General features: G+C 40.3%; 27 protein-coding genes and 2 pseudogenes. 8 read left to right on the top strand and 21 right to left on the bottom strand.

What is annotated here, in order from left to right:
• Positions 1-163 precede the first annotated feature (163 nt).
• The 16 genes and pseudogenes from ES017_RS09465 to cysK form a co-directional block, all read right to left on the bottom strand.
• Positions 164-1,123, bottom strand: coding sequence for a dipeptidase (locus tag ES017_RS09465; RefSeq protein ID WP_171335020.1), 960 nt, complete (start codon positions 1,121-1,123; stop codon positions 164-166).
• 48 nt (positions 1,124-1,171) lie between these two features.
• Positions 1,172-1,432 carry a stage V sporulation protein SpoVS gene (gene spoVS, locus ES017_RS09460; RefSeq protein WP_003181955.1) on the bottom strand — a complete coding sequence of 87 codons (261 nt, stop codon included), beginning with the start codon at positions 1,430-1,432 and terminating at the stop codon, positions 1,172-1,174.
• Between the two features lie 125 nt (positions 1,433-1,557).
• Positions 1,558-2,352 (bottom strand): TIGR00282 family metallophosphoesterase, encoded by a 795-nt coding sequence (locus ES017_RS09455; RefSeq protein ID WP_043968214.1) that lies wholly within the window; start codon positions 2,350-2,352, stop codon positions 1,558-1,560.
• Between the two features lie 99 nt (positions 2,353-2,451).
• The gene (gene rny / locus ES017_RS09450) at positions 2,452-4,008 is read right to left on the bottom strand and encodes a ribonuclease Y (protein WP_171335019.1); all 1,557 of its coding nucleotides are present in this window, start codon (positions 4,006-4,008) and stop codon (positions 2,452-2,454) included.
• 268 nt (positions 4,009-4,276) lie between these two features.
• Positions 4,277-4,705, bottom strand: a pseudogene (locus ES017_RS09445) (recombinase RecA family protein); the annotation flags it as partial.
• 280 nt (positions 4,706-4,985) lie between these two features.
• Positions 4,986-5,609, bottom strand: coding sequence for a DUF559 domain-containing protein (locus tag ES017_RS09440; RefSeq protein ID WP_009362677.1), 624 nt, complete (start codon positions 5,607-5,609; stop codon positions 4,986-4,988).
• A gap of 80 nt (positions 5,610-5,689) precedes the next feature.
• Positions 5,690-6,298, bottom strand: a pseudogene (gene recA / locus ES017_RS09435) (recombinase RecA); the annotation flags it as partial.
• Positions 6,299-6,403: 105 nt separating this feature from the next.
• Entirely contained in the window at positions 6,404-7,636 is a 1,233-nt protein-coding gene (locus ES017_RS09430; RefSeq protein WP_042533997.1) for a competence/damage-inducible protein A, read from the bottom strand.
• Between the two features lie 21 nt (positions 7,637-7,657).
• Positions 7,658-8,236 (bottom strand): CDP-diacylglycerol--glycerol-3-phosphate 3-phosphatidyltransferase, encoded by a 579-nt coding sequence (pgsA, locus tag ES017_RS09425; RefSeq protein WP_026011787.1) that lies wholly within the window; start codon positions 8,234-8,236, stop codon positions 7,658-7,660.
• A gap of 29 nt (positions 8,237-8,265) precedes the next feature.
• Positions 8,266-9,132, bottom strand: coding sequence for a helix-turn-helix domain-containing protein (locus ES017_RS09420; RefSeq protein ID WP_084220253.1), 867 nt, complete (start codon positions 9,130-9,132; stop codon positions 8,266-8,268).
• 9 nt (positions 9,133-9,141) lie between these two features.
• Entirely contained in the window at positions 9,142-9,933 is a 792-nt protein-coding gene (locus ES017_RS09415; protein ID WP_009362682.1) for a DUF3388 domain-containing protein, read from the bottom strand.
• Between the two features lie 182 nt (positions 9,934-10,115).
• The gene (locus ES017_RS09410; RefSeq protein WP_009362683.1) at positions 10,116-10,364 is read right to left on the bottom strand and encodes a DUF3243 domain-containing protein; all 249 of its coding nucleotides are present in this window, start codon (positions 10,362-10,364) and stop codon (positions 10,116-10,118) included.
• 65 nt (positions 10,365-10,429) lie between these two features.
• Entirely contained in the window at positions 10,430-11,143 is a 714-nt protein-coding gene (gene ymfI, locus ES017_RS09405) for an elongation factor P 5-aminopentanone reductase (RefSeq protein ID WP_021094599.1), read from the bottom strand.
• A gap of 6 nt (positions 11,144-11,149) precedes the next feature.
• Positions 11,150-12,430 (bottom strand): EF-P 5-aminopentanol modification-associated protein YfmH, encoded by a 1,281-nt coding sequence (gene yfmH / locus ES017_RS09400; protein WP_021094598.1) that lies wholly within the window; start codon positions 12,428-12,430, stop codon positions 11,150-11,152.
• Positions 12,427-13,704, bottom strand: coding sequence for an EF-P 5-aminopentanol modification-associated protein YfmF (yfmF, locus tag ES017_RS09395; protein WP_021094597.1), 1,278 nt, complete (start codon positions 13,702-13,704; stop codon positions 12,427-12,429). Before yfmF ends, yfmH begins: the two co-directional genes overlap by 4 nt.
• A gap of 46 nt (positions 13,705-13,750) precedes the next feature.
• Positions 13,751-14,671, bottom strand: a complete 921-nt coding sequence (cysK, locus tag ES017_RS09390) for a cysteine synthase A (protein WP_035063108.1) — start codon at positions 14,669-14,671, stop codon at positions 13,751-13,753.
• 142 nt (positions 14,672-14,813) lie between these two features.
• Between cysK and ES017_RS09385 the strand changes: the two genes are divergently transcribed.
• Positions 14,814-15,179 (top strand): rhodanese-like domain-containing protein, encoded by a 366-nt coding sequence (locus ES017_RS09385; protein ID WP_021094595.1) that lies wholly within the window; start codon positions 14,814-14,816, stop codon positions 15,177-15,179.
• A 12-nt stretch (positions 15,180-15,191) separates the two neighbouring features.
• Here ES017_RS09385 and ES017_RS09380 read toward each other — a convergent pair whose 3' ends face one another.
• From ES017_RS09380 to ES017_RS09365, 4 genes are read right to left on the bottom strand one after another with little or no spacing between them, the layout of a single operon-like run.
• A complete protein-coding gene (locus ES017_RS09380) occupies positions 15,192-17,336 on the bottom strand; it encodes a DNA topoisomerase III (RefSeq protein WP_171335018.1) in 2,145 nt (714 codons plus the stop codon).
• Between the two features lie 46 nt (positions 17,337-17,382).
• On the bottom strand, positions 17,383-18,132 hold the full coding sequence (gene yidC / locus ES017_RS09375) for a membrane protein insertase YidC (RefSeq protein WP_483296345.1): 750 nt from the start codon (positions 18,130-18,132) through the stop codon (positions 17,383-17,385).
• Positions 18,133-18,153: 21 nt separating this feature from the next.
• Positions 18,154-18,432 (bottom strand): hypothetical protein, encoded by a 279-nt coding sequence (locus ES017_RS09370; RefSeq protein ID WP_021094592.1) that lies wholly within the window; start codon positions 18,430-18,432, stop codon positions 18,154-18,156.
• 45 nt (positions 18,433-18,477) lie between these two features.
• Positions 18,478-18,765, bottom strand: coding sequence for a MerR family transcriptional regulator (locus ES017_RS09365; protein WP_006323413.1), 288 nt, complete (start codon positions 18,763-18,765; stop codon positions 18,478-18,480).
• Positions 18,766-19,096: 331 nt separating this feature from the next.
• Here ES017_RS09365 and ES017_RS09360 point away from each other — a divergent pair, with 331 nt between their 5' ends.
• The gene (locus tag ES017_RS09360) at positions 19,097-19,234 is read left to right on the top strand and encodes a hypothetical protein (protein ID WP_021094590.1); all 138 of its coding nucleotides are present in this window, start codon (positions 19,097-19,099) and stop codon (positions 19,232-19,234) included.
• Positions 19,235-19,287: 53 nt separating this feature from the next.
• Here the strand turns inward: ES017_RS09360 and ES017_RS09355 are convergent, their stop codons facing one another.
• Positions 19,288-20,205: a diacylglycerol/lipid kinase family protein gene (locus ES017_RS09355; RefSeq protein WP_021094589.1), complete on the bottom strand. Its 918-nt coding sequence runs from the start codon at positions 20,203-20,205 to the stop codon at positions 19,288-19,290.
• Positions 20,206-20,502: 297 nt separating this feature from the next.
• On the opposite strand from ES017_RS09355, the gene ES017_RS09350 reads away from it, so the two are divergent.
• From ES017_RS09350 to ES017_RS09325, 6 genes are all read left to right on the top strand, one after another.
• A complete protein-coding gene (locus tag ES017_RS09350) occupies positions 20,503-20,862 on the top strand; it encodes a Na-translocating system protein MpsC family protein (protein ID WP_021094588.1) in 360 nt (119 codons plus the stop codon).
• A gap of 121 nt (positions 20,863-20,983) precedes the next feature.
• A complete protein-coding gene (locus tag ES017_RS09345) occupies positions 20,984-21,973 on the top strand; it encodes a sodium-dependent bicarbonate transport family permease (RefSeq protein ID WP_021094587.1) in 990 nt (329 codons plus the stop codon).
• Positions 21,974-22,054: 81 nt separating this feature from the next.
• A complete protein-coding gene (locus ES017_RS09340; RefSeq protein ID WP_021094586.1) occupies positions 22,055-23,173 on the top strand; it encodes an NAD(P)/FAD-dependent oxidoreductase in 1,119 nt (372 codons plus the stop codon).
• 48 nt (positions 23,174-23,221) lie between these two features.
• A complete protein-coding gene (locus tag ES017_RS09335; protein WP_021094585.1) occupies positions 23,222-23,872 on the top strand; it encodes an MtnX-like HAD-IB family phosphatase in 651 nt (216 codons plus the stop codon).
• Positions 23,869-24,906: an iron-containing alcohol dehydrogenase family protein gene (locus tag ES017_RS09330; protein WP_042533991.1), complete on the top strand. Its 1,038-nt coding sequence runs from the start codon at positions 23,869-23,871 to the stop codon at positions 24,904-24,906. The genes ES017_RS09335 and ES017_RS09330 overlap by 4 nt, the downstream gene beginning before the upstream one ends.
• A 44-nt stretch (positions 24,907-24,950) precedes the next feature.
• Positions 24,951-25,214 (top strand): sigma-G-dependent sporulation-specific acid-soluble spore protein CsgA, encoded by a 264-nt coding sequence (locus tag ES017_RS09325; RefSeq protein WP_412093551.1) that lies wholly within the window; start codon positions 24,951-24,953, stop codon positions 25,212-25,214.
• Positions 25,215-25,250: the final 36 nt, after the last annotated feature.

Here is a 25,250-nt window from a genome sequence, read left to right as displayed (position 1 = left end):
TAACGTTTTACGATTATAAGTGTAGCACTTTTCCAAAAAAAGCTCTACCATTTCGCTTAATAAATTTTTTGAAAAATTTCATATACTAAACGCTTTCATTCTAGCCCTATTGAAAAAAAATTGCAACATATTTGTTACAAAAATGTGAATTTTTCTTTCGATTTTATTGTGGGATGCGCTCATAAAAATTGCAAAACAAAAACTTTTTTACCTGCTCCTCTTTAAAATGCTTTAACAATTCATCAATGAAATGCGGATAATAGGAAACATTTTCTAATTGATCAACCGTTTCAAACATACCGTCAAAATCAGATCCAAAACCGATGTGATTTTCTCCACCTAACGAACAAATATGATCGACATGCCGTAATACATCTGTCACCGTTGTCATATGGGCATCGTGACGCAAAAATTGAGGAACAAACGTCACACCGATCACTCCATTTTTCTTAATGAGTGCTTGAATTTGATCATCACGCAAATTGCGAGGATGCGGACAAAGCGTATATGCATTCGAATGTGAAGCGATCGGATAGTGAGCTAATTCCATAACATCCCAAAACGCTCGTTCACTTAAATGAGATACATCCGTCCAACATTGTTGTTCATTTAATAATTGAACGACTTCTTTTCCGAATCTCGTCAACCCTCCCCCACGTTGCTCTAAGGCACCGTCTGCTACCATATTCGCATCATTCCACGTTAAACCAACAGAGCGAACACCGAGGCGAAGAAGTGTGCGCAATTGCGTTAAACTTTCTCCTATGGCTTCACATCCTTCTAATGTGAGCATCGCTCCAATTTCATTCGGTTGTAGTTGATCGATTTCTCTTTTTGAGCGAACAACTTTCATATTCGGTTGCGACACAATTTTCTCGTAAAAATAATCAATCATCTCTAACGCAACAAAAAAGCGTGACTCTGGTCTGACATGTTTCGGAATATAAATCGCAAATCCTTGTACAGTTACACCCGCCTGCTTCAATCCATCGTATGTGACATGTAGCGATGAACTCCGCTCAAACGATACATCTTGGTCACAAAATAGTTGATATAAAACGTCACAATGAGCGTCAAATATACGCACAACGACCCCTCCATACGAAAATTCGCTCTTTCGCATATGATAAAAATAACCTGTTTGCTATGTAAGCAAACAGGTTTATGTTTATTAACGCGGCTCAACAATAAGCTTAATTGCTGTCCGCTCTTCCCCGTCAATTTGAATGTCCGTAAACGCAGGAATACAAATGAGATCAACTCCGCTCGGTGCTACGAATCCTCGCGCGATCGCTACTGCCTTAACGGCCTGATTTAATGCACCTGCGCCAATGGCTTGAATTTCAGCTGCACCGCGTTCTCTTAACACGCCTGCAAGTGCACCAGCTACGGAATTAGGATTAGATTTTGCTGAAACTTTTAATATTTCCATTTCTAGCTCCTCCTCGTTTCTAACAATTGCTTATAAAAAGTTGTACTGTTCATTATATATTCGTCCCTGTTTGCTCGTATTCCTGCTACGATATGTATTTTTTCAGAAAAATCTTAAAAGAGAAACTAGTCGAAATACGGATGATCGTCATTGATCATAATTCGTTGGATAGACCTTGTTTTTCCACTTTTTTCGTCTATTTCAATGAGCACAGCATTCAATTGTGCCCGACCAGTCGTCACTTCAAATCGAACGGGAAGTCCTGTTAAAAATTTACGCAATACAGCTTCGCGATCAACTCCTAAAATACCGTCATAAGGACCCGTCATCCCGACATCAGTAATGTATCCTGTTCCATTTGGCAAAATGCGCGAGTCAGCTGTTTGAACGTGTGTATGCGTGCCAACTACTGCGCTTACTCGGCCATCTAAGTACCATCCCATCGCTTGTTTCTCACTCGTTGCTTCTGCATGAAAATCGACGAGAATAAAAGGAGTTCGCGCAAGTGCCATCTCGACTAATTCATCCGCCTTTTTAAACGGGCAATCGATCGCTGGTAAAAATGTTCTTCCTTGTAAGCTAATGATCGCTACCTCATATCCTTCCACATGAACGAATACGATCCCTTTTCCAGGTGTACCTATTGGAAAATTGGCTGGACGAACGAGCACTTTCGCTTGGTCAATAAATTCGAAAACTTCACGATTATCCCACGCGTGATTACCAAGCGTTACTACATGCACTCCTATTTCTACAAAACGACGATATATTTTTTCGGTAATCCCTTTTCCGCCCGCTGCATTTTCACCGTTCACAGCAATGACATGAGGCTTATATTTTGCTTTCAGTTTCGGCACATATTCATCAATCATTTTTCGTCCCGGTTGTCCTACGACATCACCGATAAATAATATTTTCATCGTACTACCCTTTCTATGCTCATGATCTCTATTTTTCAGTTTCGCACAAAATAAAGCATTTATCAATACGAAAAAGCTACCCCGAATAAGGAGTAGCTTTTACTTTGCGTATTCAACAGCTCGTGTTTCGCGAATCACTGTGACTTTAATATGTCCTGGGTAATCAAGCTCTTCTTCGATACGCTTGCGAATATCACGCGCTAAACGGTGTGCTTCCAAGTCATCAATTAGATCCGGCTTCACCATGATACGAATTTCACGTCCAGCTTGGATAGCATATGATTTTTCAACACCTTCATACGACTCAGCAATTTCTTCAAGCTTCTCAAGTCGACGAATGTAGTTTTCCAATGTTTCGCTACGAGCACCCGGCCGAGCTGCAGATAAAGCATCCGCAGCAGCAACGAGAACAGCAATAATAGATGTCGGTTCCGCATCACCATGATGCGAGGCGATGCTGTTAATAACAACAGGATGTTCTTTATATTTCGTTGCTAGTTCTACGCCAATTTCAACATGGCTTCCTTCAACCTCATGGTCAACCGCTTTTCCAATGTCATGGAGAAGACCCGCACGACGTGCAAGCATTTCATCTTCCCCTAACTCAGCTGCCATTAAACCAGCTAAATATGCAACTTCCATCGAATGTTTAAGCACATTTTGTCCATAGCTTGTACGGAACTTCAAACGCCCTAAAATTTTAATTAAATCTGGATGCAATCCGTGGACACCAACTTCAAACGTCGTTTGTTCTCCCACTTCACGAATATGCTCATCCACTTCTCTTCTCGCCTTCTCGACCATCTCTTCAATTCGTGCTGGATGGATACGCCCGTCTTGAACGAGTTTATCTAGCGCGATACGCGCTGTTTCACGACGGATCGGATCAAAACCAGATAAAATGACCGCTTCCGGCGTATCATCAATGATAAGGTCAATACCTGTTAACGTTTCTAATGTACGAATGTTACGTCCTTCACGTCCGATGATTCGGCCTTTCATTTCGTCATTCGGCAAGTTCACAACAGATACAGTTGTTTCTGCTACATGATCAGCAGCACAACGTTGAATGGCAAGCGATAAAATTTCTTTTGCTTTTTTATCCGCTTCTTCTTTCGCTTTCGTTTCTGCTTCTTTAACCATGAGCGCAATTTCATGCGAAAGTTCTTTTTCTACACGTTCTAAAATGATTTGGCGTGCATCATCACGCGTCAAACTAGAAATGCGCTCTAGTTCAGCTTGTTCTTTTCGAACGAGTTCTTCCACTTTGCTTTCCATCTCTTCAATATGCTGTTGTCTTTCATTCAGAGAATTCTCTTTCTTTTCAAGCAATGCTTCTCGCTTGTTTAACGCTTCATCCTTTCGATCGAGATTCTCTTCCTTTTGCAACAAACGGTTTTCCTGTTTTTGTAACTCACTTCTTCGTTCGCGAATTTCTCGTTCTGCTTCAACGCGAAGTTTGTGAATCTCATCCTTTGCTTCAAGAAGCGCCTCTTTTTTCAATGCGTCTGCTTCTCGTTTCGCTTCTTCGATCATTTGTTTGGCAGCTGCTTGTGCACCACCAATTTTTGCCTCGGCAATGGATTTACGAACAAAAAAGCCAACAACTGCACCGACGACTAGGGCAAGCAAAGCGGAGATGATCGTTTCACCCATTGTCCTCACCTCCTCTTGCTATAAATTCGTTACTTCATCAATGTCGGCATGTACATTGCAACCATTCAACATACACTTCAAAATTGTCAAATATACATGTACATTTTAAAGGTGACCTTCCATATTGTCAAGGCTTGTCATTGTGGGAAAGCGTTTCATATCGCTTTATTTTCCAAAAAAAGAGGGTGTTCCAGAAATAACGGAGCACCCTTTCCATAACTATATATGCACATAATCACTTTTTTATTGAAGCAAGGCGACCTTTTTATTATTCTAAAAAGTCTAGATCATCTTCGCGCACAGATGTCGTCGATGCCCCTGCTGTAATGCCATAATGTTGGCGAATTTCACGCGCAATTTCTTCCATAATGTGTGGATTTTCCTTTAAAAATTGTTTTGCATTTTCTCGCCCTTGTCCTAGTCGCTCATCTTTATATGAATACCAAGCGCCACTTTTTTGAATAATGTCGAGTTCAGCACCCATATCAATAATTTCGCCTTCTTTTGAAATTCCTTCGCCATACATAATATCTACATCCGCTGTTTTAAACGGCGGCGCCACTTTGTTTTTCACAACTTTAATTTTCGTCTTATTTCCAACCATGTCGTTGCCTTGTTTAATTTGTTCTGCACGACGCACTTCTAAACGAACAGACGCATAAAACTTTAATGCACGGCCTCCAGGAGTTGTCTCTGGCACATCCTATAGATTTACCATCTCTATAGGGTGGACTATATCTTCATCTCCAAACATGGAGAGCCTTGCGCTTCCAGCAGTAGCCTATCCTCTGCTGTACCCTACTCAGTGGCAACATATGCCCCTTTCGGTAGTCTCTACACCTTCCTTACTATAAAAGTAGTAAGGCTTGGCACGGTATTACCCCATAAATCTTGGAGGGCTCCACCGTTAGCACGAAGTATACAAACTTCGCACACCCCTAGGCAATCGGGTTCACAAGGTTTTTTTCTTGCTATCACTAGCAAGGGAAACCCAGAGTAAATTGCTTAATTTTTTCTGTTACATGTTCAATATTTTGTAGTTCTTTTTCGTATATAACCAAATAACGATAGCCTTTTTTTGATAAATATTCTCTCTTTCTAACATCTCGATCTTGTACCTTTTTTGTTGAGTGAGCCCATTCACCATGGACATCGATACAATGTTTTCTTCCAAGATAAAAATCAATAGACCATTTATCTATTCGTTTTTGTTTTATATACGCTAGATCAAGTTGTTCAAGAATTTGTTCAACCTGTTGCTCGATTTGTGTATCAAAGTTTTTCCGTCGAACCTTCACCCCAAGTTCTTTTCTTCTCTTTGCCACACAAGTATCAGTTACACCATACTTTTTAGCGATCTCTACGTGGGATAAATAAGGATTTCTTAACTCCCTCTCAACCTCTTCTGTTTTGGGTAAATACACCTTCCAATGTCTCTGCCTCTGTATTCCTAAAAGTTTGATGATTTCCCCAATCCTTCGAGGATCTAACCGTGTTTCACGCGATATTTCGGTTAATTTCTTGTTCGAATTTTGAACGATATAATCAACTTGCCACTGCTCTATATTTCTAAATGTTCTATTTCCCACTTTAACAACCAAATCATATCTCCTCCTAGAGAGAGGATATAGAAAGAACTACAATTTGTGAACATGTAACGAAATTAAGCAACCATATATCGATTTCCAAACATAACTCCCACTTTTTCCCTTATTTGGTTAATGAAGATAGCAATCGTTTTAGATTTGTTGATGGCGCCTGATAGTTTACGTAGCGCTTGGGACATGAGTCGCGCCTGCAATCCAACGTGAGCATCCCCCATTTCCCCTTCAATTTCTGCCTTCGGAACAAGAGCTGCGACTGAGTCAATGACGATAATGTCAACTGCCCCGCTTCGCACAAGTGCTTCGGCGATTTCTAACGCTTGCTCTCCTGTATCTGGCTGTGAAAGCAACAATTCATCGATATTAACCCCTAATTTTTCAGCATAAATAGGGTCTAACGCATGTTCCGCATCAATAAATGCAGCTTGACCTCCTTGCTTTTGCACTTCTGCAATCGCGTGAAGGGCAACCGTTGTTTTCCCCGAAGACTCCGGACCGTAAATTTCAATAATCCGTCCGCGCGGATATCCTCCTACGCCTAGCGCAATATCAAGGGCAAGAGAGCCGCTCGATACCGTCGAAATTTGACGATCTGTTTGCTCCCCTAGCTTCATAATTGAACCTTTTCCAAACTGCTTCTCAATTTGCTTTAACGCTTGTTCTAATGCTGCTTGACGATCGTTCAAAGAAACTCCTCCTTTTGCTTGTGAAAAATAAAGCAGTAACTGCTACTTATTACTATACAGCTTTTCTATTTATTTGCCAAGAAAAATCGAATGAGTGTTCGTAAATTAATGTAGCAATTGCAGCAAATAATAACAACCGTATTTTGCTGTACGCATCCGAATGGCTCGGCGTCCGCCTGATAATGTGAGGCCAAATGTCTTTGTCCCTTGTTCTATCGCAATCCCTATCCATACCGTTCCTACTGGCTTTCCTTCCAACTCGTTCGGTCCTGCAACACCTGTAAAACTAATACCGATATCGCTTCCACAAAGTTTTCGAACATTTTCTGCCATCAACTGCGCACATCGTTCACTAACTGCCCCCTCCGTTTGTAATATTTCTTTCGGCACATGGAGCACATTTTCCTTTATTTCATTCGTATAACAAACAACTCCCCCCGCGATAACTGTAGAAGCTGTTGGGAGTGCTGTCATTTCTTCTAAAAATAAACCTCCCGTTAAACTTTCAGCAACAGCGAGCGTCTGATTGTTTTCTTTCAATGTAGCTAACAATTTGCTAAACAACGTGTCATCATTATAACCGTAAAAGTAAGGACGAACGCGGGCTAAAATGTTTTGCTCCAACTCATCAATGAGCCGCTTTGCTTCTTCTTCACGCTCATGTTTCGCTGTTAAGCGAAGAGTTACTTCACCATCGGACGCAAGTGGAGCAATCGTCGGATTTGTTTGAGCATCGATGAAATCCTCAATTTCTGCTTCTAACTGTGATTCACCGATATGAAAAAAGCGAAGAACACGTGAAACAATTTTCTCGCGAACATGACGTTTTTGCAATAAAAAAGGACGTCCATATTTGATGAACATCGGTTGCATTTCTTTTGGCGGTCCCGGGAGGAGCATGTACGTGATGTGATCAACAGTTATTGCCATTCCCGGGGCCATCCCATGTTCATTTTTTAATACATAACTTCCTTCCAATACGAGCGCTTGTTTTCGATTGTTCGGAGACATTGGGCGCTTCGTTTTCGAAAAATAATCACAAATAGAACGCCATGCTTCTTCATCTAAAACGAGCGATTTATTTAACATGTTTGCAATTGTTTCTTTCGTTAAATCGTCTTTTGTCGGACCAAGTCCCCCTGTGAAAATGATTAAGTTCGAGCGTTGCTTCGCTACTTCAATCGCATGTGTAAGCCTTTGAGGGTTATCGCCAACAACCGTATGGTAATACACATCTATTCCTATTTCAGCTAATTGTTGCGATAAAAACTGAGCGTTCGTATTTGCAATTTGACCAAGTAAAAGTTCTGAACCGACCGCAATGAGTTCTGCTTTCATCTTTCTCCCATCCCTTTTTATTTACTTTGAATGACGAAATGCGTGTTTATTTTTCGCAAAGTAATCCCATCCTGACCAAATCGTGAAAACAAGTGCAACCCACAACGAAATGTCCGCAAACGGAAACGACAAAAGTGAAAAAGGAAGATTATGCAAAAGAAGCGCTGCAATCGCTACAATTTGCGTCCACGTTTTAATTTTTCCAAGCATATTTGCTGCTACCACTTCACCTTCTCCCGCTAAAACAAGCCGTAATCCGGTTACAGCAAATTCACGGCTAATAATGACAATCACGATCCATGCAGGAGCTAAACCTAATTGGACAAGCGCAATGAGCGCAGCAGATACAAGTAATTTATCTGCGAGAGGGTCAAGAAATTTCCCTAAATTCGTTACTAATCCATATTTTCGTGCATAGTATCCGTCAACCCAATCGGTTGTTGATGCGATAATAAAAATAAGCGCAGCTATGGCGTGTGTTACCGGCAGCTGTTCTGTTCCGATTTGAATCACACCGAAATCAATCGGTGCCAACAGAAAAATAAGGAAGAAAGGAATAAGAAGCATTCGCGCAATCGTAATTTGGTTCGGTATATTCACAACACTTACCTCCAACACTTCATCCAACATTATTGTTTTTTATACAGAATAGTAATATCTTGGCGCACGTGATCGTTTGGATTGACAGGATATTCAAGCGTCTGCCCGTTTATTTTTACTTCTGCATTCAATGTTTGTCCGATGACTAACAATACCTCTGTTTCATTTGTTAAATCAAATGTTTCAGATTGATTCGCATACATCATTTTCCGTGCAAACGCCTTTCCTTTTCCGTTTTTCACTTCAATCCAAGCGTCACCTTTTGTTGCAATGTCAATGATCAATTGCTCTCCTGTCACTTCAAGTGTCGATCTTCTCCCGTTCGTTTCAATCACTTTAACCGTCGCTTCTAATGGTTGTTCCTGCTGTTCATTTTCTCCTTCGTTTTCAGACTGTTGCTCACTTTGTTTTTCCGGTTGTTGCTCGTTTGCTTGCTCGGACTGTTCAAATTCTGTCTTTTCGTTAATCACTTGCTCTTGTGGTTTTTCGTTTACCGTACGATTTTGGAAAAAAAACCAAAGAACAACAGCCACTCCAATCACTAATGTACCGATCAAAATTTTCGGAAGAACATCGAGCACTTTTGCGCCTTGTTCTGATAATTGTCGCGATTTTACACGCGATAGTTCGCCAGGAAGCTCTTCTTGTTGGGCATTTGGAATTTCGTTTGCATATTGCTCAAACAGTTCGTCAGCATCGAGGCCGACTGCCTCGGCATATTGCCGAATAAATGCCCGAACATAAAATTTCCCTGGCATAATGACATAATTTCCTTGTTCAATTGCGATTAAATATCGTTTTTGAATTTTAGTGATTTCTTGCAAATCATCTAAACTCATATGACGTTGTTCTCTCGCTTCTTTCAAACGCTTCCCTAACTCTGTCAACGGAAACACCTTCCATCTTTAAAAATCAATATTTGAAAATCCGTCATTTCCAAAAAATGAGGACTGATCAACGAGATCATACGTAATTTCCTCATCTGCATCGTGACGCAATTCAATGATATAATCAAAGTCGTCGAGCTTATATTCTGTATGCCTTACAAAAATATCAGGATGTTCAATCACTTTCGTCGCCGGTAGACGCATGAGCTCACGAATGAGTTGCCAATGTCGCTCGTTTGACCGACGCGTCGAAACAATCCCGTCAATAATAAAAACATTATTTTCGCTATATTCATCTTCGATTAATTGGCTACGAATCGTCTGTTTAATTAATGTAGAAGAAACAAACAACCAACGCTTGTTTGCACACACGCTCGCAGCTACGATCGATTCCGTTTTCCCCACGCGTGGCATGCCGCGAATTCCAATTAACTTATGCCCCTCTTGTTTAAATAGCTCTGCCATAAAATCAACGAGCAAACCTAACTCGTCTCTGACAAAGCGAAACGTCTTTTTGTCGTCAGCATCACGCTGAATATAGCGCCCATGCCGAACAGCAAGACGGTCGCGAAGCTTCGGTTCACGTAATTTCGTTACTGTAATATCTTCCATCGTCGCTAAAATGGATTGTAAGCGCTCAATTTGTTCATGACTTTTACATAGCAAAAGCATACCTCGCCGCGAATCATCCACTCCGTTGATCGTGACGATATTAATGGAAAGCATGCCAAGGAGAGATGCGATATCTCCTAACAACCCCGGGCGATTCATATGTATTTCATACTCTAAATACCATTCTTTTTTCTCCATATACCCCTTCTCCCCTTTACGTTACACGATGCGATCATTTAAGCAACGCTTTGTCGAAACACGCATGTATGTTTATTTTACCATTTGAATGCGAGAATGAAAAGAATGGACGACCGTTTTTTGTGAACAGATAAACATAGTAAAACAAGCTGGTGGATATCACCAGCTTGCGCCTACATGACTTATTTATTTTGGACAAGTTTAATCATCATGTTTGCAATGGCATGTTGCTCTTGCTCATTTGCGACATGCCACAAATCGGCAAGTACACGCTCTTCTGGGTTTTTCGGATCGACTTGTTTCGCCAAATAATCTCCAATTTGATAAGCAATATCCGAAATGACTTGCTGGTTCATCCCTTGCTCTTGTGCTTGATGAAGACGATCAGCTAAAAAGCTTTTCCATTGTTCAAAATTATCAAGAACAGACATATGCAAACCTCCTTGAAATTCGTTTCAAGAACAGTTTGCCTCACAACATAAAAAATTATGCTTGCTTAACAATACCAACCGCCATTTACGGATAAAATTTGTCCTGTAATATACGATGCATGATCAGAAATTAAAAATGACACAGCTTTTGCCACATCTTCCGGCTTCCCTACTCGTCCGAGTGGAATATCATCAATTAGCGCTTGAATTTCTTCCTCAGTAAACTCATGAAGCATCGGCGTATCAATAGCCCCTGGAGCGATCGCATTGACTCGTATGCCACTTGGAGCAACTTCTTTTGCTAACGCTTTAACAAATGTATTTTGCGCACCTTTTACCATCGAATATAACACTTCGCAAGATGCACCTGTTAGTCCCCAAATGGATGAAATGACTACAATTTGTCCACGACGTTGTTGAATCATAGAAGGCAACAGTCGTTTTGTCAGTAAAAATGGACTTGTTACATGTAGTTGCACCATTTGTTCTACTTGTTCATTAGTCATGTCCGTCATCAATCCATACGCACTCATTCCACTATTATGAATGAGCACGTCAATAGGATGGAAAATAGAAGACATTAACACATCTACCCCAGAAGGATGAGATAAATCAGCTTGAATCGCATATGTGTCTGTGGATAGTTCTTCCATTATATGTCGAACGGATTGTTCATTTTTGTAGTAATGTAAGTATAAACTATACCCATCTTTAGCAAGCTGCCGAGCAATTTCTTGCCCAATTCCCCCGCTCGCTCCCGTAATTAAAGCATATTTCATCTCATTTCACCTTTTCGGGACAACTTGGCACACAGTAAACTGTTCGCGAACAAAACATTCGCGAGCGACCGTTTTTAAATCGTCAGATGTTAATGATTGTAACGTTTCTACAACATCGAACAAACTCATATGATCAAACGCATACCGAGTAAACTGATTTGCAATATATTCAAGAGAGTTTAACGAACGTAAAAATGTGCCGATCTTTTTTCTTTTCATTCGTTCGACTTGCTCATCATCAATATCGTCAAACTCCAAAAGAATACGCTGAATTTCTGCCGCTAATTGATCGGGCTGTGATGTGTCACCGCCAACTAAGCCGAACCCAAAATCACTTTCTTCCGTATAGTCGACCATAAATGTTTCGTCAATTAATCCTTGTTGATACAATCGCTCATAATGTGTGGAGCTTTTCCCAAATAAATAGTCGAGCAATAAACCGATGGCACATTCATGTTTTAACTTTTCTTTTCCTTTTGTATATACGTTGGTTGCTTTTATACCAACGAAACATTTTGGTGTTTGCACGTTCATTTCAATGACATGTCGTTCACGAGCAACATGAGTCGGCTCCTCATAACGAAATCGCTCGATCTCTGCTGGCGGACGGAACGTTTTTTTCGCTTGATTCGTTCGAATTTGTTCAAGTATAGCCGATGGATCAATAGGACCTGTAACAAACAATAACATGTTGCTCGGATGATAAAACGTTTCATAACACTCATATAATAAGTCTTTCGTAATGTGTGAAATCGACTCTACCGTTCCCGCAATATCAATTTTTACGGGATGGTGATGATACATGCTTTCGATTGTCCCAAAATACAAACGCCAATCTGGATTGTCATCATACATGCGAATTTCTTGACCGATAATCCCTTTTTCCTTTTCAACCGTTTGTTCTGTAAAATACGGCTCTTGCACGAAATCAAGTAACGTTTCTAAATTTTTTTCTACATTTGTTGTACTAGAAAATAAATAGGCGGTGCGTGTGAAAGACGTAAAAGCATTCGCAGATGCCCCTTGTTTGCTAAACGTTTGAAATACATCGCCATCTTCTTTTTCAAACAATTTATGTTCTAAAAAATGAGCGATGCCATCCGGTACTTTTTTCATCGTTGTTTTTCCATACGGGGTAAAGTAGTTATCCACCGAACCGTATTTCGTTGTAAACGTCGCATATGTTTTGTTAAATTCTTTTTTTGGCAAAATGTAAACATCTAATCCATTGTTTAGACGCTCATAAAATAATTGTTCCTGTAATTGATCGTGGTGAATGATTTTCATTTTTTCTCACCTTCCTTCTCTGTTAAAAAATAAATCGTATCTAATTCAATTTTTTCGCCTACACGAACGATATCTTCTCGCGTCACTTTTTCAATTCCTTCGAGCCATTGCTGTAACGGACGTTGATTTGTTGCAATGACATTATGATAAGACATTTCGATCATTCCTCTTGCGGTATCGATCGTTTCTAATAGTTGATTACGAATGACCGCTTTTGTTTGAACGATTTCTTCATCGCTAAATTGTCCGTTACGCATCGCCTCTGCTTGGGCATGGATGATTTCGAGCGCACGTTCATATTTGCTTGGGTCAATTCCTGCCATGACCATCATCATTCCTTGGTGACTCTCAATACGTGAAGCTGCATAATAAGCTAAACTCGCTTTTTCGCGCACATTAATAAACAATTTTGAATGTGCAAATCCTCCAAATATCCCATTCCATACTTGTAACGCATCATAATCTGGATCATTATATGTCGTGTTCGTTCGATAGCCGAGATGGAGCTTCCCTTGTTTTACATCTTGTTTTTCTACAACTTCTTGCACATCTGTTCGTATTGTGATCGTCGGTGTCGCTATTGAACGTGGCGGGCGCACTTCTAACGGAAAACGTTCAGCCACATCATGTTCTACATCAGCTAACATGACATCCCCAACGATGTATAAATCTATTTCATCGTGTTTCAACATGTGCTCATAATGTTCATATAAACGTTTAGCGTCAATCGAATCGACATCCTCTAGTTTACCGTGAACATCAAGCGCATAAGGTGAACCTTTATACATTTCTTCCATGAGTCGATGTTGAGCATATCGCATTTTATCGTCAAACAACGATTGAATTTTTTGTTTCAATGCTCGTTTCTCCTGTTCAACGATCGCAGCAGAAAATCCATCTCCCTCGGTAAACGGACGAAATAGCATGTCGCTAAATAACGTCAACGCTTCACGTAATAATGGGGATGTGTCACCTAAAAATTTTTCGTTTGCAATATCCATTCGAATAGTAATAATATGATTTTCTCCTTTTTTCGCTAAATCAACTTGTAATGTGGCACCATATAGTTCGTCTAAATATGTACGTAACGCTTTCATCGACGGATGCCGCTCGGTAGCGTTTTGTAGTACGTATGGAACAAGAGCTCGCATCGTTACATCTTTTTCACATAACGGTGCTTTCATCTTTAATACGAGCGTATTTGTTTTATATTTTTTTGTCGGAATGACATGAAGACGAAAACCGCCTATCGTTTTTACTTCTTCTTGAAACATACAATCACTCCTTTTTATTTTATAGCCTCGACATTTTTCATCGCTCTTATCCGCTAAATAAATCGGATGATAAGTATCGCTCTCCTGTATCTGGTGCCATGCAAAGCACACGTGCATCTTCAGGAAGAGTGCGAGCCACTTGCATAGCACAATAAGCAGCCGCTCCAGCTGAGGCACCAACGAAAATTCCTTCTTCTTTCGCTAATCTTCTTGCCATCATTTGCGCTTCTTCATCTTTGACGAGCAAAATATCATCATACACCGTTCGATTTAAAATGCGGGGAATAAAACCTGGCCCAGTACCAGGAATTTTATGCGGCCCCGGTTGCCCACCCGAAAGGACGGGAGACCCATATGGTTCGACCACATAAATACGTAAACGAGGAAATTTTTTCTTCAATTCTTCCCCCGTCCCTGTCACTGTCCCGCCAGTTCCTGCCGTAAGTACAAACGCATCAATCCCATCTGGAAATGCTTCTATAATTTCAAGCGCTGTGCTAGCCCGATGAGCATCTGGATTTGCTTCATTTTCAAATTGCATCGGAATAAAGCTGTTTGGAATGTTCTCCGCAAGCCGATACGCTTCATCAATCGCCCCTTGCATGCGCAAAGCTGCGGGAGTTAAGTACACTTCCGCCCCATATGCTTTCAATAAATTGATCCGTTCTTTCGTTGCATTATCTGGCATCGTAATGATGCAACGATATCCCTTCGCAGCGCATACCATTGCTAATCCAATTCCTGTATTTCCTGATGTCGGCTCAATAATTGTGCTTTCATAAGGGACGATTTTTCCTTCTTGTTCTGCTCGTTCAATCATTCGTCTAGCCGCGCGATCTTTCACACTTCCCCCTGGATTAAACGATTCAAGCTTTATATATACACTTGCTCCCTCAGGAAAAACAACCCGATTGAGCTTCACAATCGGCGTGTTTCCGATCAGATCGATAATCGATTGATACATCATTTTCCCTTCTTTCTATGTAAACCTTTCCTTTAATTGTACTATATCTCGAAATAACAATGGTGTCGAAACGTTTGAAGAAATGAAAAAAATGAGTTAGAATACATGAGTGGGTATTCGATTATATACGGAGGTTGGTGACAAAATGAAAAAATGGGCAGCTCTTTTATTCGTATTTCTTTTCATCATAAGCGGATGTGCACAAGGGGGCTACACAAACATTTCTGTTGATGAAGCAGCACAAATGATCCAAAAAGGAGACGTTGTTGTTCTTGATGTTCGAACAGAAGAAGAATACACTTCTGGTCATATTCCAGGCGCGATGTTACTTCCTGTACAACAACTGAAAGAGCGCATAAATGAACTGAAAAAAGACGAGACATATATCGTTGTTTGTCGTTCAGGTAATCGCTCAGCGCAAGCAAGCGAATTACTAGTAAAAGAAGGGTTTACAAACGTATATAATATGACTGGCGGCATGAACGAGTGGAATGGTGATGTTGAAAAATAGGAGGTAGTCCTCCTATTTTTCAAACGAAAACGATATACGTTTTTCTTTTTCATCCCATATAAGTGCAGCGTTAAACGTCCTTTCTCCCTTTTTAAATCCTTTAATAACATTCGTTTTTCCTTCAGTTAACAATTTTTTAATATTCGTTTGTGAAATGGATTTTCCTAACATCGTTTTTGAAATCGTAAATGAGCACTTTGTTTTTGTATAGTTGACACAGCCGTAAAACGAACCTTTATCAATGACCGAGCCCCCACAAAGCTTACAAGTCCCAACATGGTTTCCGATCGTTGTTTTTTTCTTTCGCTGAATCGAAGTCGTATCAAGCCCTTCAAACGACCAGCTGCTTGCCATTTGCACCGCATCTGTTACGATTTTCGCTGCTAATTTTTTGACTTGTTCCATAAAATGTGTCGCTGACGCTTTCCGTTCACCAATTTCACTTAATCGTTGCTCCCATTTCGCTGTCATCTCGGGTGACGCTAAAATATGTGGACCGATGGCTTCAATTAATACTTTTCCTTTATTGGTTGCATATACTTGATTATTTTTTATTTCGATATAGTTTCGCTCCTTTAATGTTGTAATAATGGAGGCGCGCGTCGCTTCCGTCCCGAGTCCTTCTGTTTTTGCTAATACTTTTTCTAGTTGTTCATCGTCTAAAAATTTCCCTGCTGTCTTCATTAACGTGATCAGTTCGCCTTCTGTGTATCGCTTTGGCGGCTGTGTTTTTCCCTCTTTCACATGCACATCATATACCGTTCCTTTTTCTCCCCTTTGTACATTCGGTAAAAGTTGTACATCATCATCTTGTGACATAAGGACGTCTCGCCATCCTGCTTGTATTTGTTTTTTTCCTTTTGAAATGAAACGTGCCCGTCCATCGACAAGAGTAATCATCGTCGTATAGTCAAATACCGCCTCTTCACAATGGGCAGCGATTAAGCGTCGAACGATAAGATCGTAAATATTTCGCTCATCGTGGCTCAGTTTTTCCAAATCTGGAACTTGTTCAGTCGGGATAATGGCGTAGTGATCCGTTACTTTCTTTTCATTTACATAACGTTTATTATGTAAAATTGAATAATGAGCAAGCGGAAAGTAAGAAGCATACTCTTTCTTTTGCGCAAGAAACTTTAAAATATGCGGAAACGTTTCCGCTTCCCCTTTCGTGACATATTGTGAATCCGAACGCGGATACGATACATATCCTTTTTGATATAGCTTTTGTAATATATCAAGCGTTTTTTGTGGTGAATATCTAAATCGCTTGTTGGCTGTTGCTTGTAATGTTGATAAATTAAACAAAAGCGGTGGTAAAAACGTTTTTCGCTCACATGTCACTTCTTCTATCTCTACTTGTTTTCCTCTGCAAAATGCGCTCACCTTTTCGGCGAGTTGCTGATCATATGTTCTTGTTTCATTTTCATGCCACCACTTTCCTTCATATCGTTTTCCATTCACATCAAACGTAGCAACAACTTCCCAAAACGGCTCGGGACGAAACTGTTCAATTTCTTTTTCTCGTCTCACAATTAATGCAAGCGTCGGCGTTTGTACACGCCCGACGGAAAAAACATCATTCATCCCTTTTTGTTTTAATAAAATTGTATACACTCTCGATGCGTTCATACCCACAAGCCAATCGGCACACGTTCGGGCATACGCCTCTTCGTATAGCGGACGCGTCTCGTTTTCATCTAACAACTGGCGAAAGCCTTGTTCGATTGCTTTCGGTGTTAACGATGAAATCCAAAGCCGTTTAATCGGTTTTTTGACGCCGCTCATATAAATGATATTGCGAATAATTAATTCCCCTTCTCTCCCTGCATCGCCTGCGTGAATGATTTCTGTCACTTCTGGCTGACGGAGTAATTGTTTAATGATGGAAAATTGTTTCGCCTTTTTTCGATCCATTTCATATTGAAAACGATCGGGAATGATCGGTAACGTATCTAGTGTCCATCGCTTCCAGCTTGCTTCATACGTTTCTGGGGAAGCTAATTCAAATAAATGTCCAACTGCCCATGTCATATAAGCGCCTGTCGGAAACAGCTCATTCGGTAAAATTTCAATATACCCTTCTCGTTTTTTTGTTTGAAAAATAGATGCAAGCGTTTTTCCTTGATCCGGTTTTTCAGCAATAATCACTTTCATTTTTTCACCCCTTCACGAAAAGAAACCTGCTCAGCTAGCGAGCAGGTTATTTGGCAACTTCTGTATCGTATCTTTTCCATTGTGCACGCATGATAAGCGACTGAATAATTGAAAAACATCCACCAACGACCCAATATAGCGACAAAGCCGAAGGGACAGAACTCGCTCCCATGAAAATCATAACAGGCATAATATATGACATCATTTTCATTTGTGTAGCCGCTTCCGCTGTTGTAGCAGTCGGAGATAACCGCATCGAAATAAATGTCGTTAAGCTTGCTAATATCGGCATAATGAAATACGGATCGCGATGACCGAGCTGCATCCATAAAAACGAGTGCAGTTTAATTTCTTCCGTTCGCGAAATTGCGTAATACAGCGCCATAAAAATAGGCATTTGAATAAAAATCGGTAAGCAACCGCTCATTGGGTTGACACCGTGTTTTTGATATAGTTGCATCATTTCTTGCTGTAGCTTTCTTTGCGTTTCCATATCTGTGCCTTTATATTTTTGTTGAAGTTTTTGTATTTCCGGGCGAATGCGCTGCATCGCAATATTGGCACGAAACTGTTTGATGATAAGCGAGAGCAGCCCAAAGCGGACAACAATCGTCAATGCGATAATAGCGAGCCCGTAATTTTCTTGAAATGCGTGTCCAAGCATCAGTAATAACTTTGACATCGGATAAACAAAATAATGATCCCATACACCTTGACTATGCTCTGTAATCGGTACATTTCGATTACATACACTTAATAAAAATACGAAAAATAAAATAATCCATTTTTTCACAATTTTACTCCTCCTTGTTTGTTATCATAAGCAAACAAGGAGTGTCCTTCCTTCTTCATCACTCGCATACGATCGTTCATCGATCGGAATTTTCCGCTGTTGAAATGTAACAAATCGCACGTGTAACGACATATATCTATATGCATCGCTCGTCTTTATACAGACATTCGCATCGTATGAAACGAATCGTTGAATGGAGATCGGATAATTTACTTGTCGCGTCACATAGCACGTCATCGCCACAACGAACATACTGAAGAGCGATACATACGTAAATATATCGAATGAAAACTCCATAAACATGACCATTCTCCTTCCCCTATCAATTATAACATGGAGAAGAGAAAATTACATACGAGAACGAAAATGGGCGTTGATTTGTCCTTTTCTCATCGTTTCACGAATCTCTTTCATCATTTCATAACGAATTTCTCGTGTTTGCACTCCTTCCTCGCGTTTGTTTGCGATCTCAACGAGCCATTCAACATCAGCGAAGGAATACTTTCTCGTTCCTTTTGATCGATCAGGAAAAATAAGTTGGCGTTCCTCATAATACCGAATTTGTCTCGGTGACAAACCGGTTAATTCACTAACAATACCAATCGAAATGACTTTTTTATGTTTATACGATTCCATCCTTATCCCCTCTCGTGTATACCGCGTTATATTTCATAACATTAATATACTGTATTTTATCAATATTGAAACGACTTTTGTTATAAAAATTAACAAAATTCATTATTCATGTTATAAAAAGTAACAAAAATGCTGTTTATAATACAGAGGATAGATATAATGATTATCAAATAAATAACGGAAGGAGGAAAGAAAATGGGAACCCTTTTACAAATAACGCTGAAACAAAAGCAATTTTATATCGACAAACTGCATGAAGGAGGAGAAATACATCACTGGACATTAGCGGAACTGCGAAAAAAATATGAACAACTTCGAAAGGAGATTGAAAATGGAAAAACGAGCCATAGATTTAGCGAAACAAATTATTGAGCTTGATTTGCAGCGAGACGCGATATTCGAGCAGCTCCTTGCACTTCTTGGCGATCGCGCCTATGAAATATTGCGGCATATGCAAAACAAATATTAAAGGCTCTTGGCGATGGCAAGAGCCTTTATTCTTTATATAAAAATCCATTCGGGCTACTTCAGCACACGTATTTGTTTGTTTACTGAAATCGTAATGTCGCCTTCGCCAATTTGCTCGCCATCTGCATGGAGAGGAAGAGACGTGTTGCCGCAAATATGAATATATTTCCCTTGAAACGTATGTACTTCTTTCATCCTTATATGACCGCCCCAGAAAACTGTCACAAATAAAGCGAGCAGTTTTAACCGTGATATATTATCGACCACGACAATATCAAAACACTGATCATTTGACAGCGCAAATGGAGCAATCTTCATTCCACCGCCATAATACGGATGATTCGCAACGGTGACAAGCCATGCATTTGAAAACGTATATTGTTTTTCATCAACTGTCAATTGCACAACAGTTGGTTTATATATAAACAACTCTTTCAATAAATAAAACACATAAACAAACTTTCCTAAATATAATCTATTCAAAAGATGTTTCCATCTCGAATGATTCACCTTTCGTGAAATATGTGCATCGAATCCACAACCGACACTGTTCACAAAAACACCTTGTTTCACACCTTTAAACGTCCCGATATCATACAGTTCGACATGCATATCCTTCACACGTAATAACATTTGACTAAGCGCTTTTCTCCACGTTATCGGGATGTTTATCCCTCGGGCAAAATCATTTCCTGTTCCAGCGGGGATGTATCCGACAGTGACATGATCATACATCGCAACACCGTTCATGACTTCATGCATCGTTCCGTCTCCACCAACGGCAATTAATATCAACGGTTCATATGTTTGCTCAGCAATCTGTTGTGCTAGCTTCATTCCGTCTCCTTGTTTTTTTGTAAATACAACATGATAACGAATATGATGATGTTGAAGTGCTCGTTCGATTTTTTTCCATATTTCTTTACATTTCTCATTTTTCGCTGAAGGATTTACAATAAAATATAGTACCAAACCTTCTCCCCCATTCTCTAACCCTTTCCTTTTATTTTACCATGGCATATACATGTATGACATCAATCTTTTCCCTTGACATAATTTTTGAAGCCTTATACAATTAAAAACAAATTGTTGCACCGAACGATTGATAGCAAACTCGTTTCCTTGTTTTGTCTTAGCGTTTTTGACATGGCGACATGGCGAAAACGAAAGGACGGACGCCGAAACGAGTTGAGCTAAAAATACATCGGTATGTTTCACTTCAATCTATATGTGAGGCATGCCGCTTTTTGTTTCTAAAGGGGGATCAACGTGAAAACAAAAGGAGAACTAGAAGATCAAATTAGTCGCGCGCTCACCCAATGGGAAAAAGAATATTTAGGTCGCGGTCCGCTCTCTGTGAAAACAGATATTTTACGAAATATGGTCATCGTACAGTTGCGCGGCATTTTAACTCCTGCTGAAAAAGTATTGTGCGAAACAAAAGAAGGCATGTTGTCAATCAAACGCATTCGCGCAGATTTAATTGAATCAGGTAGCGAGCAACTAAAACAAATGATTTATACATTAACAGGTAAACAAGTAACAAGCATGCATACAGATATTAGCACAAAAACAGGGGAACGGATAATCGTCTTTTTATTACAAGAACCAATCGATATACAAGGTTGATCTTTTAAAGGCCGATTGTGGTCAGTAAAAGATAGGCCGGAAATATTTTTCGACCAAATCGAAAAATGTTTCCGGCTTTTTTGTTGAATGTAAAATAAAGAAATAGAAGGAGAGGATTGCTGTGCAGGAAATGATTATTAACAATTTAACATCACCAGCCATTTTATTTTTTATTCTTGGCATTATTGCTGCTCTCGTCAAATCAGATTTAAAATTACCAGCGGGCTTAAATGAATCGTTAAGCATCTATTTGTTAATCGCAATCGGAATGAAGGGTGGCATTGAACTTGCGGAACATTCTTTTCATGAACTCGTTCGCCCGTTAGTTGGAACGTTGTCGCTTGGTATCATTATTCCAATTATTACGTTTGCGATTTGCCGTCGTCTTGGCATTGATCGTAAAAATGCAACCGGCATTGCAGCAACTTACGGATCCGTTAGCATCGTTACGTTCGGTGCCGCACTTGCTTTTGTTGAACAAGCAAATATTACGTACGAAAGCTACATGAATGCCTTTGTCGTCTTGTTAGAAAGCCCTGCGATTATCGTATCGCTCATCATATTGAAATTGTTAGAAAATCGCTCATATAAGGAAGAAGTAGTATATCGTTTCTCAGCTACATCTGTGTACGGACCGATCATTAAAGAAGGATTATTTGGAAAAAGCGTCTTTTTAATGGTCGGTAGCCTTCTCGTCGGATTAATCGGCGGCGAACGCGCCCTTACGATTGTTAAACCGTTGTTTATTGATTTATACCCAAGTGTTCTCGTTCTCTTTTTACTAGGGATGGGATTAACAGCAGGAAATCAGCTTGCAGCCGTACGTAAATATGGGATCAAACTGCTCGCATTAGGTATTCTTTTACCCCCTGTATACGGGTTTTTAGGAGTAGTGATCGGTTATTATTCAGGGCTATCGTTGGGAGGAACAATTTTACTTAGCGTGCTTGCTGCAAGTGCTTCATATATTGCTGCTCCAGCAGCGATGCGCGCATCTGTCCCTGAAGCGAATCCTGCGATTTATCTTGGCATGGCACTCGGGCTTACATTTCCGTTTAACTTAACGATCGGCATGCCACTATATTATGAAATGGCTAAGTGGTTTTATTGAAAAAGCAAGGGGTGTCCCTTGCTTTTTTGACGTCTTATGTTATTGTAATGGTACGAAACAACGAAAGAAAAGGTGTGAACAATGAATCGTTATATCGTCATCGGGGCTGGAATTGTTGGTGCTTCTATCGCCTTTCATCTAGCAAAAGAAAAAGTGCAGGTGATTTTAATCGATCGTGAAGACCGAGGGCAAGCAACAGATGCAGCAGCAGGAATCATTTGCCCGTGGACGTCACAACGGCGAAATAAAAAGTGGTATGCGCTTGCCAAAGGCGGTGCGGCATTTTATCCCCATCTCATTGAACAATTACAAACATACGGTCACGAAACAGGATACAAACGTGTCGGAGCCATTTGTTTACATCATGATGATAATAAGTTACAAAGCATGGAAGAACGTTTGTACACCCGGCGTGAAGAAGCGCCTGAAATTGGGGAGATTATTCGTCTATCTTCACAAGACGTAAAAACACGATTTCCTGTATTAAGTGACGAATACGAAGCGCTATATGTAAGCGGAGCTGCTCGAGTGGACGGACGCGCATTGCGACGTTCTCTTATTCATGCTGCTATTCAATTAGGGGCAACATATATAAAAGGAAGTGCGACACTTTTGCATAAAAATAACCGAGTCATTGGGGCTACAGTGGCAAATGAACGTTACGAAGGAGATGCTGTCATTGTTGCGGCAGGTGTTTGGGCGAAATCGTTACTTTTACCGCTAGGTATTGATTCTCTCATTACCCCCCAGCGAGCACAAATCGTCCATCTACAAAACCTTGAGCAACATACTGATCATTGGCCTGTCGTCATGCCACCAAACAACCAATATATACTCGCCTTCCCAAAAGGAAAAATTGTCGTTGGGGCTACACATGAAGATGGTGCTGGCATCGATTGTCGCGTGACTGCTGGTGGAGTGTACGAAGTGTTACATAAAGCGTTAACCGTCGCCCCCCATCTTGCTGATTGGACTCACTTAGAAACACGTGTCGGCTTCCGACCTCACGCACCAAACTTTTTACCTGTATTCGGTGCCGTCCCACAGATCGAAGGGCTTTACGTTGCAAATGGCCTTGGGGCATCCGGTTTGACCGCCGGACCATACGTCGGCTTCGAACTATCCAAAATGATTCTCGGACAGTCTACCTCATTACAGCGAAGCGACTACGATGTCGCTCAAGCGATTCGATTTCTTTGATGAACGTGCTGTTTAATTGCATATCCTATCAAAAGTGGAGGTTTTCTTATGAACAAATGGGCATTTGTTTCTGACTTTGATGGAACAATCTCTCATCAAGACTTTTATTGGATCGTTATTGAAAAATATTTTCCTGAAGGTAAACAATTGTTTCAACAATGGCGTGACGGAAAAATAAAAGATATTGACTTTTTAAGCACCGTCTTTACATCCATTCATCAAGATGAAGAAAAAATTATTGAAGATATTTATAACATTCCGATTGACGAAACGGTTTTACCCTTTATTACACGCATCCAGCAAAACGGGGGCGATTTTTACGTGCTAAGTGCGGGGACGGATTACTATATTCGCCATATTTTAAAAAAGTACGACATACGTGGCGTAGATATTTTTTCTAACGAAGGATATTACCATGATAAAAATATTCATATGCGCATCGATCCGAATCATATTCATTATTCAGAACGATACGGCATCGATAAATCAAGTGTCGTTCGTACATTAAAACAAACGTACAAAACGGTTTATTTTATCGGCGACAGTGAACCAGATGTTCACGCAGCGAAAGTCGCAGATGTGACATTCGCAAAAGGTGCTTTACGATCGTTGTTGCGCGAACAACATATTCCTTTTGTTCCTGTGGACACGTTTGCGGATGTTGAACGTTATTTACAAGAAAAAGGAGTATTGAAATGAACATCCCTATTCCATCCATTCTTGAAATTGGAGAAGGTGTCATTTGTCGCATCGACGAGCTGATGAAAACGTATCGTTTTTCTAAAGCTGTTATATTATTTGATGATTTCACTTATCAAACGTACGAGAAAGAAATGAAGCGAGCGATTTCATCCGCTGCTGTTCACACTGTTTGCTTACCACCCCAGCTTGATATCGTTGACATTATGAAAAAGGCGTTTGAACTTCCTCACTGTGATGTCATGATGGCTATGGGTGGCGGAGCAGTCATTGACTGCGGTAAATATATGGCGTTTTTACGACAAGTGCCGTTTCTTAGCATACCGACATCTGCGTCAAATGACGGGTTTGCAAGCACAAACTGCTCGTTACTTGTCAACGGTAAAAAAACAACCGTTCCCGCTAAAGTACCATTTGGCATTTTAGCTGATTTACGTATCGTTCAACAGGCGCCGGATCGTTTTATTTTAGCGGGCGTCGGGGATTTAATGTCGAATATTACAGCTTTGTATGACTGGGAATTTGAACAAAACCACGGAGTCAGTCGGGTAAACGCTTTTGCGGCGATGATTAGTAAAAAAGCGGTCAACAGCTTCATTCGTACGCCGATGCAAAACATTAAGCATCCCATTTTTTTAAAAGAATTAATTAGTTCTTTAACAATGGGCGGCATTTCAACAGTTATTAGCGGGAATAGCGCACCCATTAGCGGCTCTGAACATTTAATCTCCCATGCGCTTGATCAAATTAGCGAATCACCGCATATGCATGGCATTCAAGTTGGGATCGCTACGTATATCATGGCACACGTACAACAACATCGGGCGGAACGCATTACAAAAGTGTTTACACGTACCGGATTTTTTGACTACGTTAAAACATTACGTTTAAATAAAAAAGAATATCGAGAAGCAATCAACATCGCACCAACGATCAAACCAAACCGTTATACGTATATTCATGATGAACAATACCGGAAGCGTGCCATTCAACTTCTTGACGAAGACCCTATTTTACAGGAGATTTTCGTATAACGCACATAATTAACCACGAAACCGCTTACCCTACTGTTGAGGAGGTGGGGCGGTTGAACCAAACGTTAGCTTATTTGCGTGAGGCATTAGCAAACTATGCTGATCGGCATCACACGATAGCCGTTCATTTATATAAAAAACTGATGAGTAAGTCATACAAAAACGAGGAACAATTCGTTCGGGATTTATCGCAAAAAGAAGCGACATTTTTAGATCGCATGCTTCGTCAAGAAATGAAGTATGCAAAAGAAGAACAAGATGCTGTTCGAGTTCATCATTTAAATGAAATATATGAACAACTCATTTAAGCAAACCATGTCTAGCGCTTATATGAGCGCTAGACA

This window comes from Anoxybacillus sp. EFIL, from assembly GCF_013096955.1.
GTDB lineage: Bacteria > Bacillota > Bacilli > Bacillales > Anoxybacillaceae > Anoxybacillus > Anoxybacillus ayderensis.
Note: the sequence above shows the minus strand (reverse complement) of the source record. Positions and strands in the feature narration are given on the sequence as shown.

What these genes read in the sequence shown, in the direction of transcription:
- ES017_RS09465 (WP_171335020.1), bottom strand. Translation starts at nt 1,123, where the DNA reads ATGCGAAAGAGCGAATTTTCGTATGGAGGGGTCGTTGTGCGTATATTT.
- ES017_RS09335 (WP_021094585.1), top strand. Translation starts at nt 23,222, where the DNA reads ATGAACAAATGGGCATTTGTTTCTGACTTTGATGGAACAATCTCTCAT.
- spoVS (WP_003181955.1), bottom strand. Translation starts at nt 1,432, where the DNA reads ATGGAAATATTAAAAGTTTCAGCAAAATCTAATCCTAATTCCGTAGCT.
- yfmH (WP_021094598.1), bottom strand. Translation starts at nt 12,430, where the DNA reads ATGAAAATCATTCACCACGATCAATTACAGGAACAATTATTTTATGAG.
- ES017_RS09380 (WP_171335018.1), bottom strand. Translation starts at nt 17,336, where the DNA reads ATGAAAGTGATTATTGCTGAAAAACCGGATCAAGGAAAAACGCTTGCA.
- yfmF (WP_021094597.1), bottom strand. Translation starts at nt 13,704, where the DNA reads ATGTTTCAAGAAGAAGTAAAAACGATAGGCGGTTTTCGTCTTCATGTC.
- rny (WP_171335019.1), bottom strand. Translation starts at nt 4,008, where the DNA reads ATGGGTGAAACGATCATCTCCGCTTTGCTTGCCCTAGTCGTCGGTGCA.
- cysK (WP_035063108.1), bottom strand. Translation starts at nt 14,671, where the DNA reads ATGATGTATCAATCGATTATCGATCTGATCGGAAACACGCCGATTGTG.
- ES017_RS09455 (WP_043968214.1), bottom strand. Translation starts at nt 2,352, where the DNA reads ATGAAAATATTATTTATCGGTGATGTCGTAGGACAACCGGGACGAAAA.
- ES017_RS09385 (WP_021094595.1), top strand. Translation starts at nt 14,814, where the DNA reads ATGAAAAAATGGGCAGCTCTTTTATTCGTATTTCTTTTCATCATAAGC.
- ES017_RS09410 (WP_009362683.1), bottom strand. Translation starts at nt 10,364, where the DNA reads ATGTCTGTTCTTGATAATTTTGAACAATGGAAAAGCTTTTTAGCTGAT.
- ES017_RS09415 (WP_009362682.1), bottom strand. Translation starts at nt 9,933, where the DNA reads ATGGAGAAAAAAGAATGGTATTTAGAGTATGAAATACATATGAATCGC.
- ES017_RS09370 (WP_021094592.1), bottom strand. Translation starts at nt 18,432, where the DNA reads ATGTTTATGGAGTTTTCATTCGATATATTTACGTATGTATCGCTCTTC.
- ES017_RS09365 (WP_006323413.1), bottom strand. Translation starts at nt 18,765, where the DNA reads ATGGAATCGTATAAACATAAAAAAGTCATTTCGATTGGTATTGTTAGT.
- ES017_RS09330 (WP_042533991.1), top strand. Translation starts at nt 23,869, where the DNA reads ATGAACATCCCTATTCCATCCATTCTTGAAATTGGAGAAGGTGTCATT.
- ymfI (WP_021094599.1), bottom strand. Translation starts at nt 11,143, where the DNA reads ATGAAATATGCTTTAATTACGGGAGCGAGCGGGGGAATTGGGCAAGAA.
- ES017_RS09340 (WP_021094586.1), top strand. Translation starts at nt 22,055, where the DNA reads ATGAATCGTTATATCGTCATCGGGGCTGGAATTGTTGGTGCTTCTATC.
- ES017_RS09360 (WP_021094590.1), top strand. Translation starts at nt 19,097, where the DNA reads ATGGAAAAACGAGCCATAGATTTAGCGAAACAAATTATTGAGCTTGAT.
- ES017_RS09430 (WP_042533997.1), bottom strand. Translation starts at nt 7,636, where the DNA reads ATGAAAGCAGAACTCATTGCGGTCGGTTCAGAACTTTTACTTGGTCAA.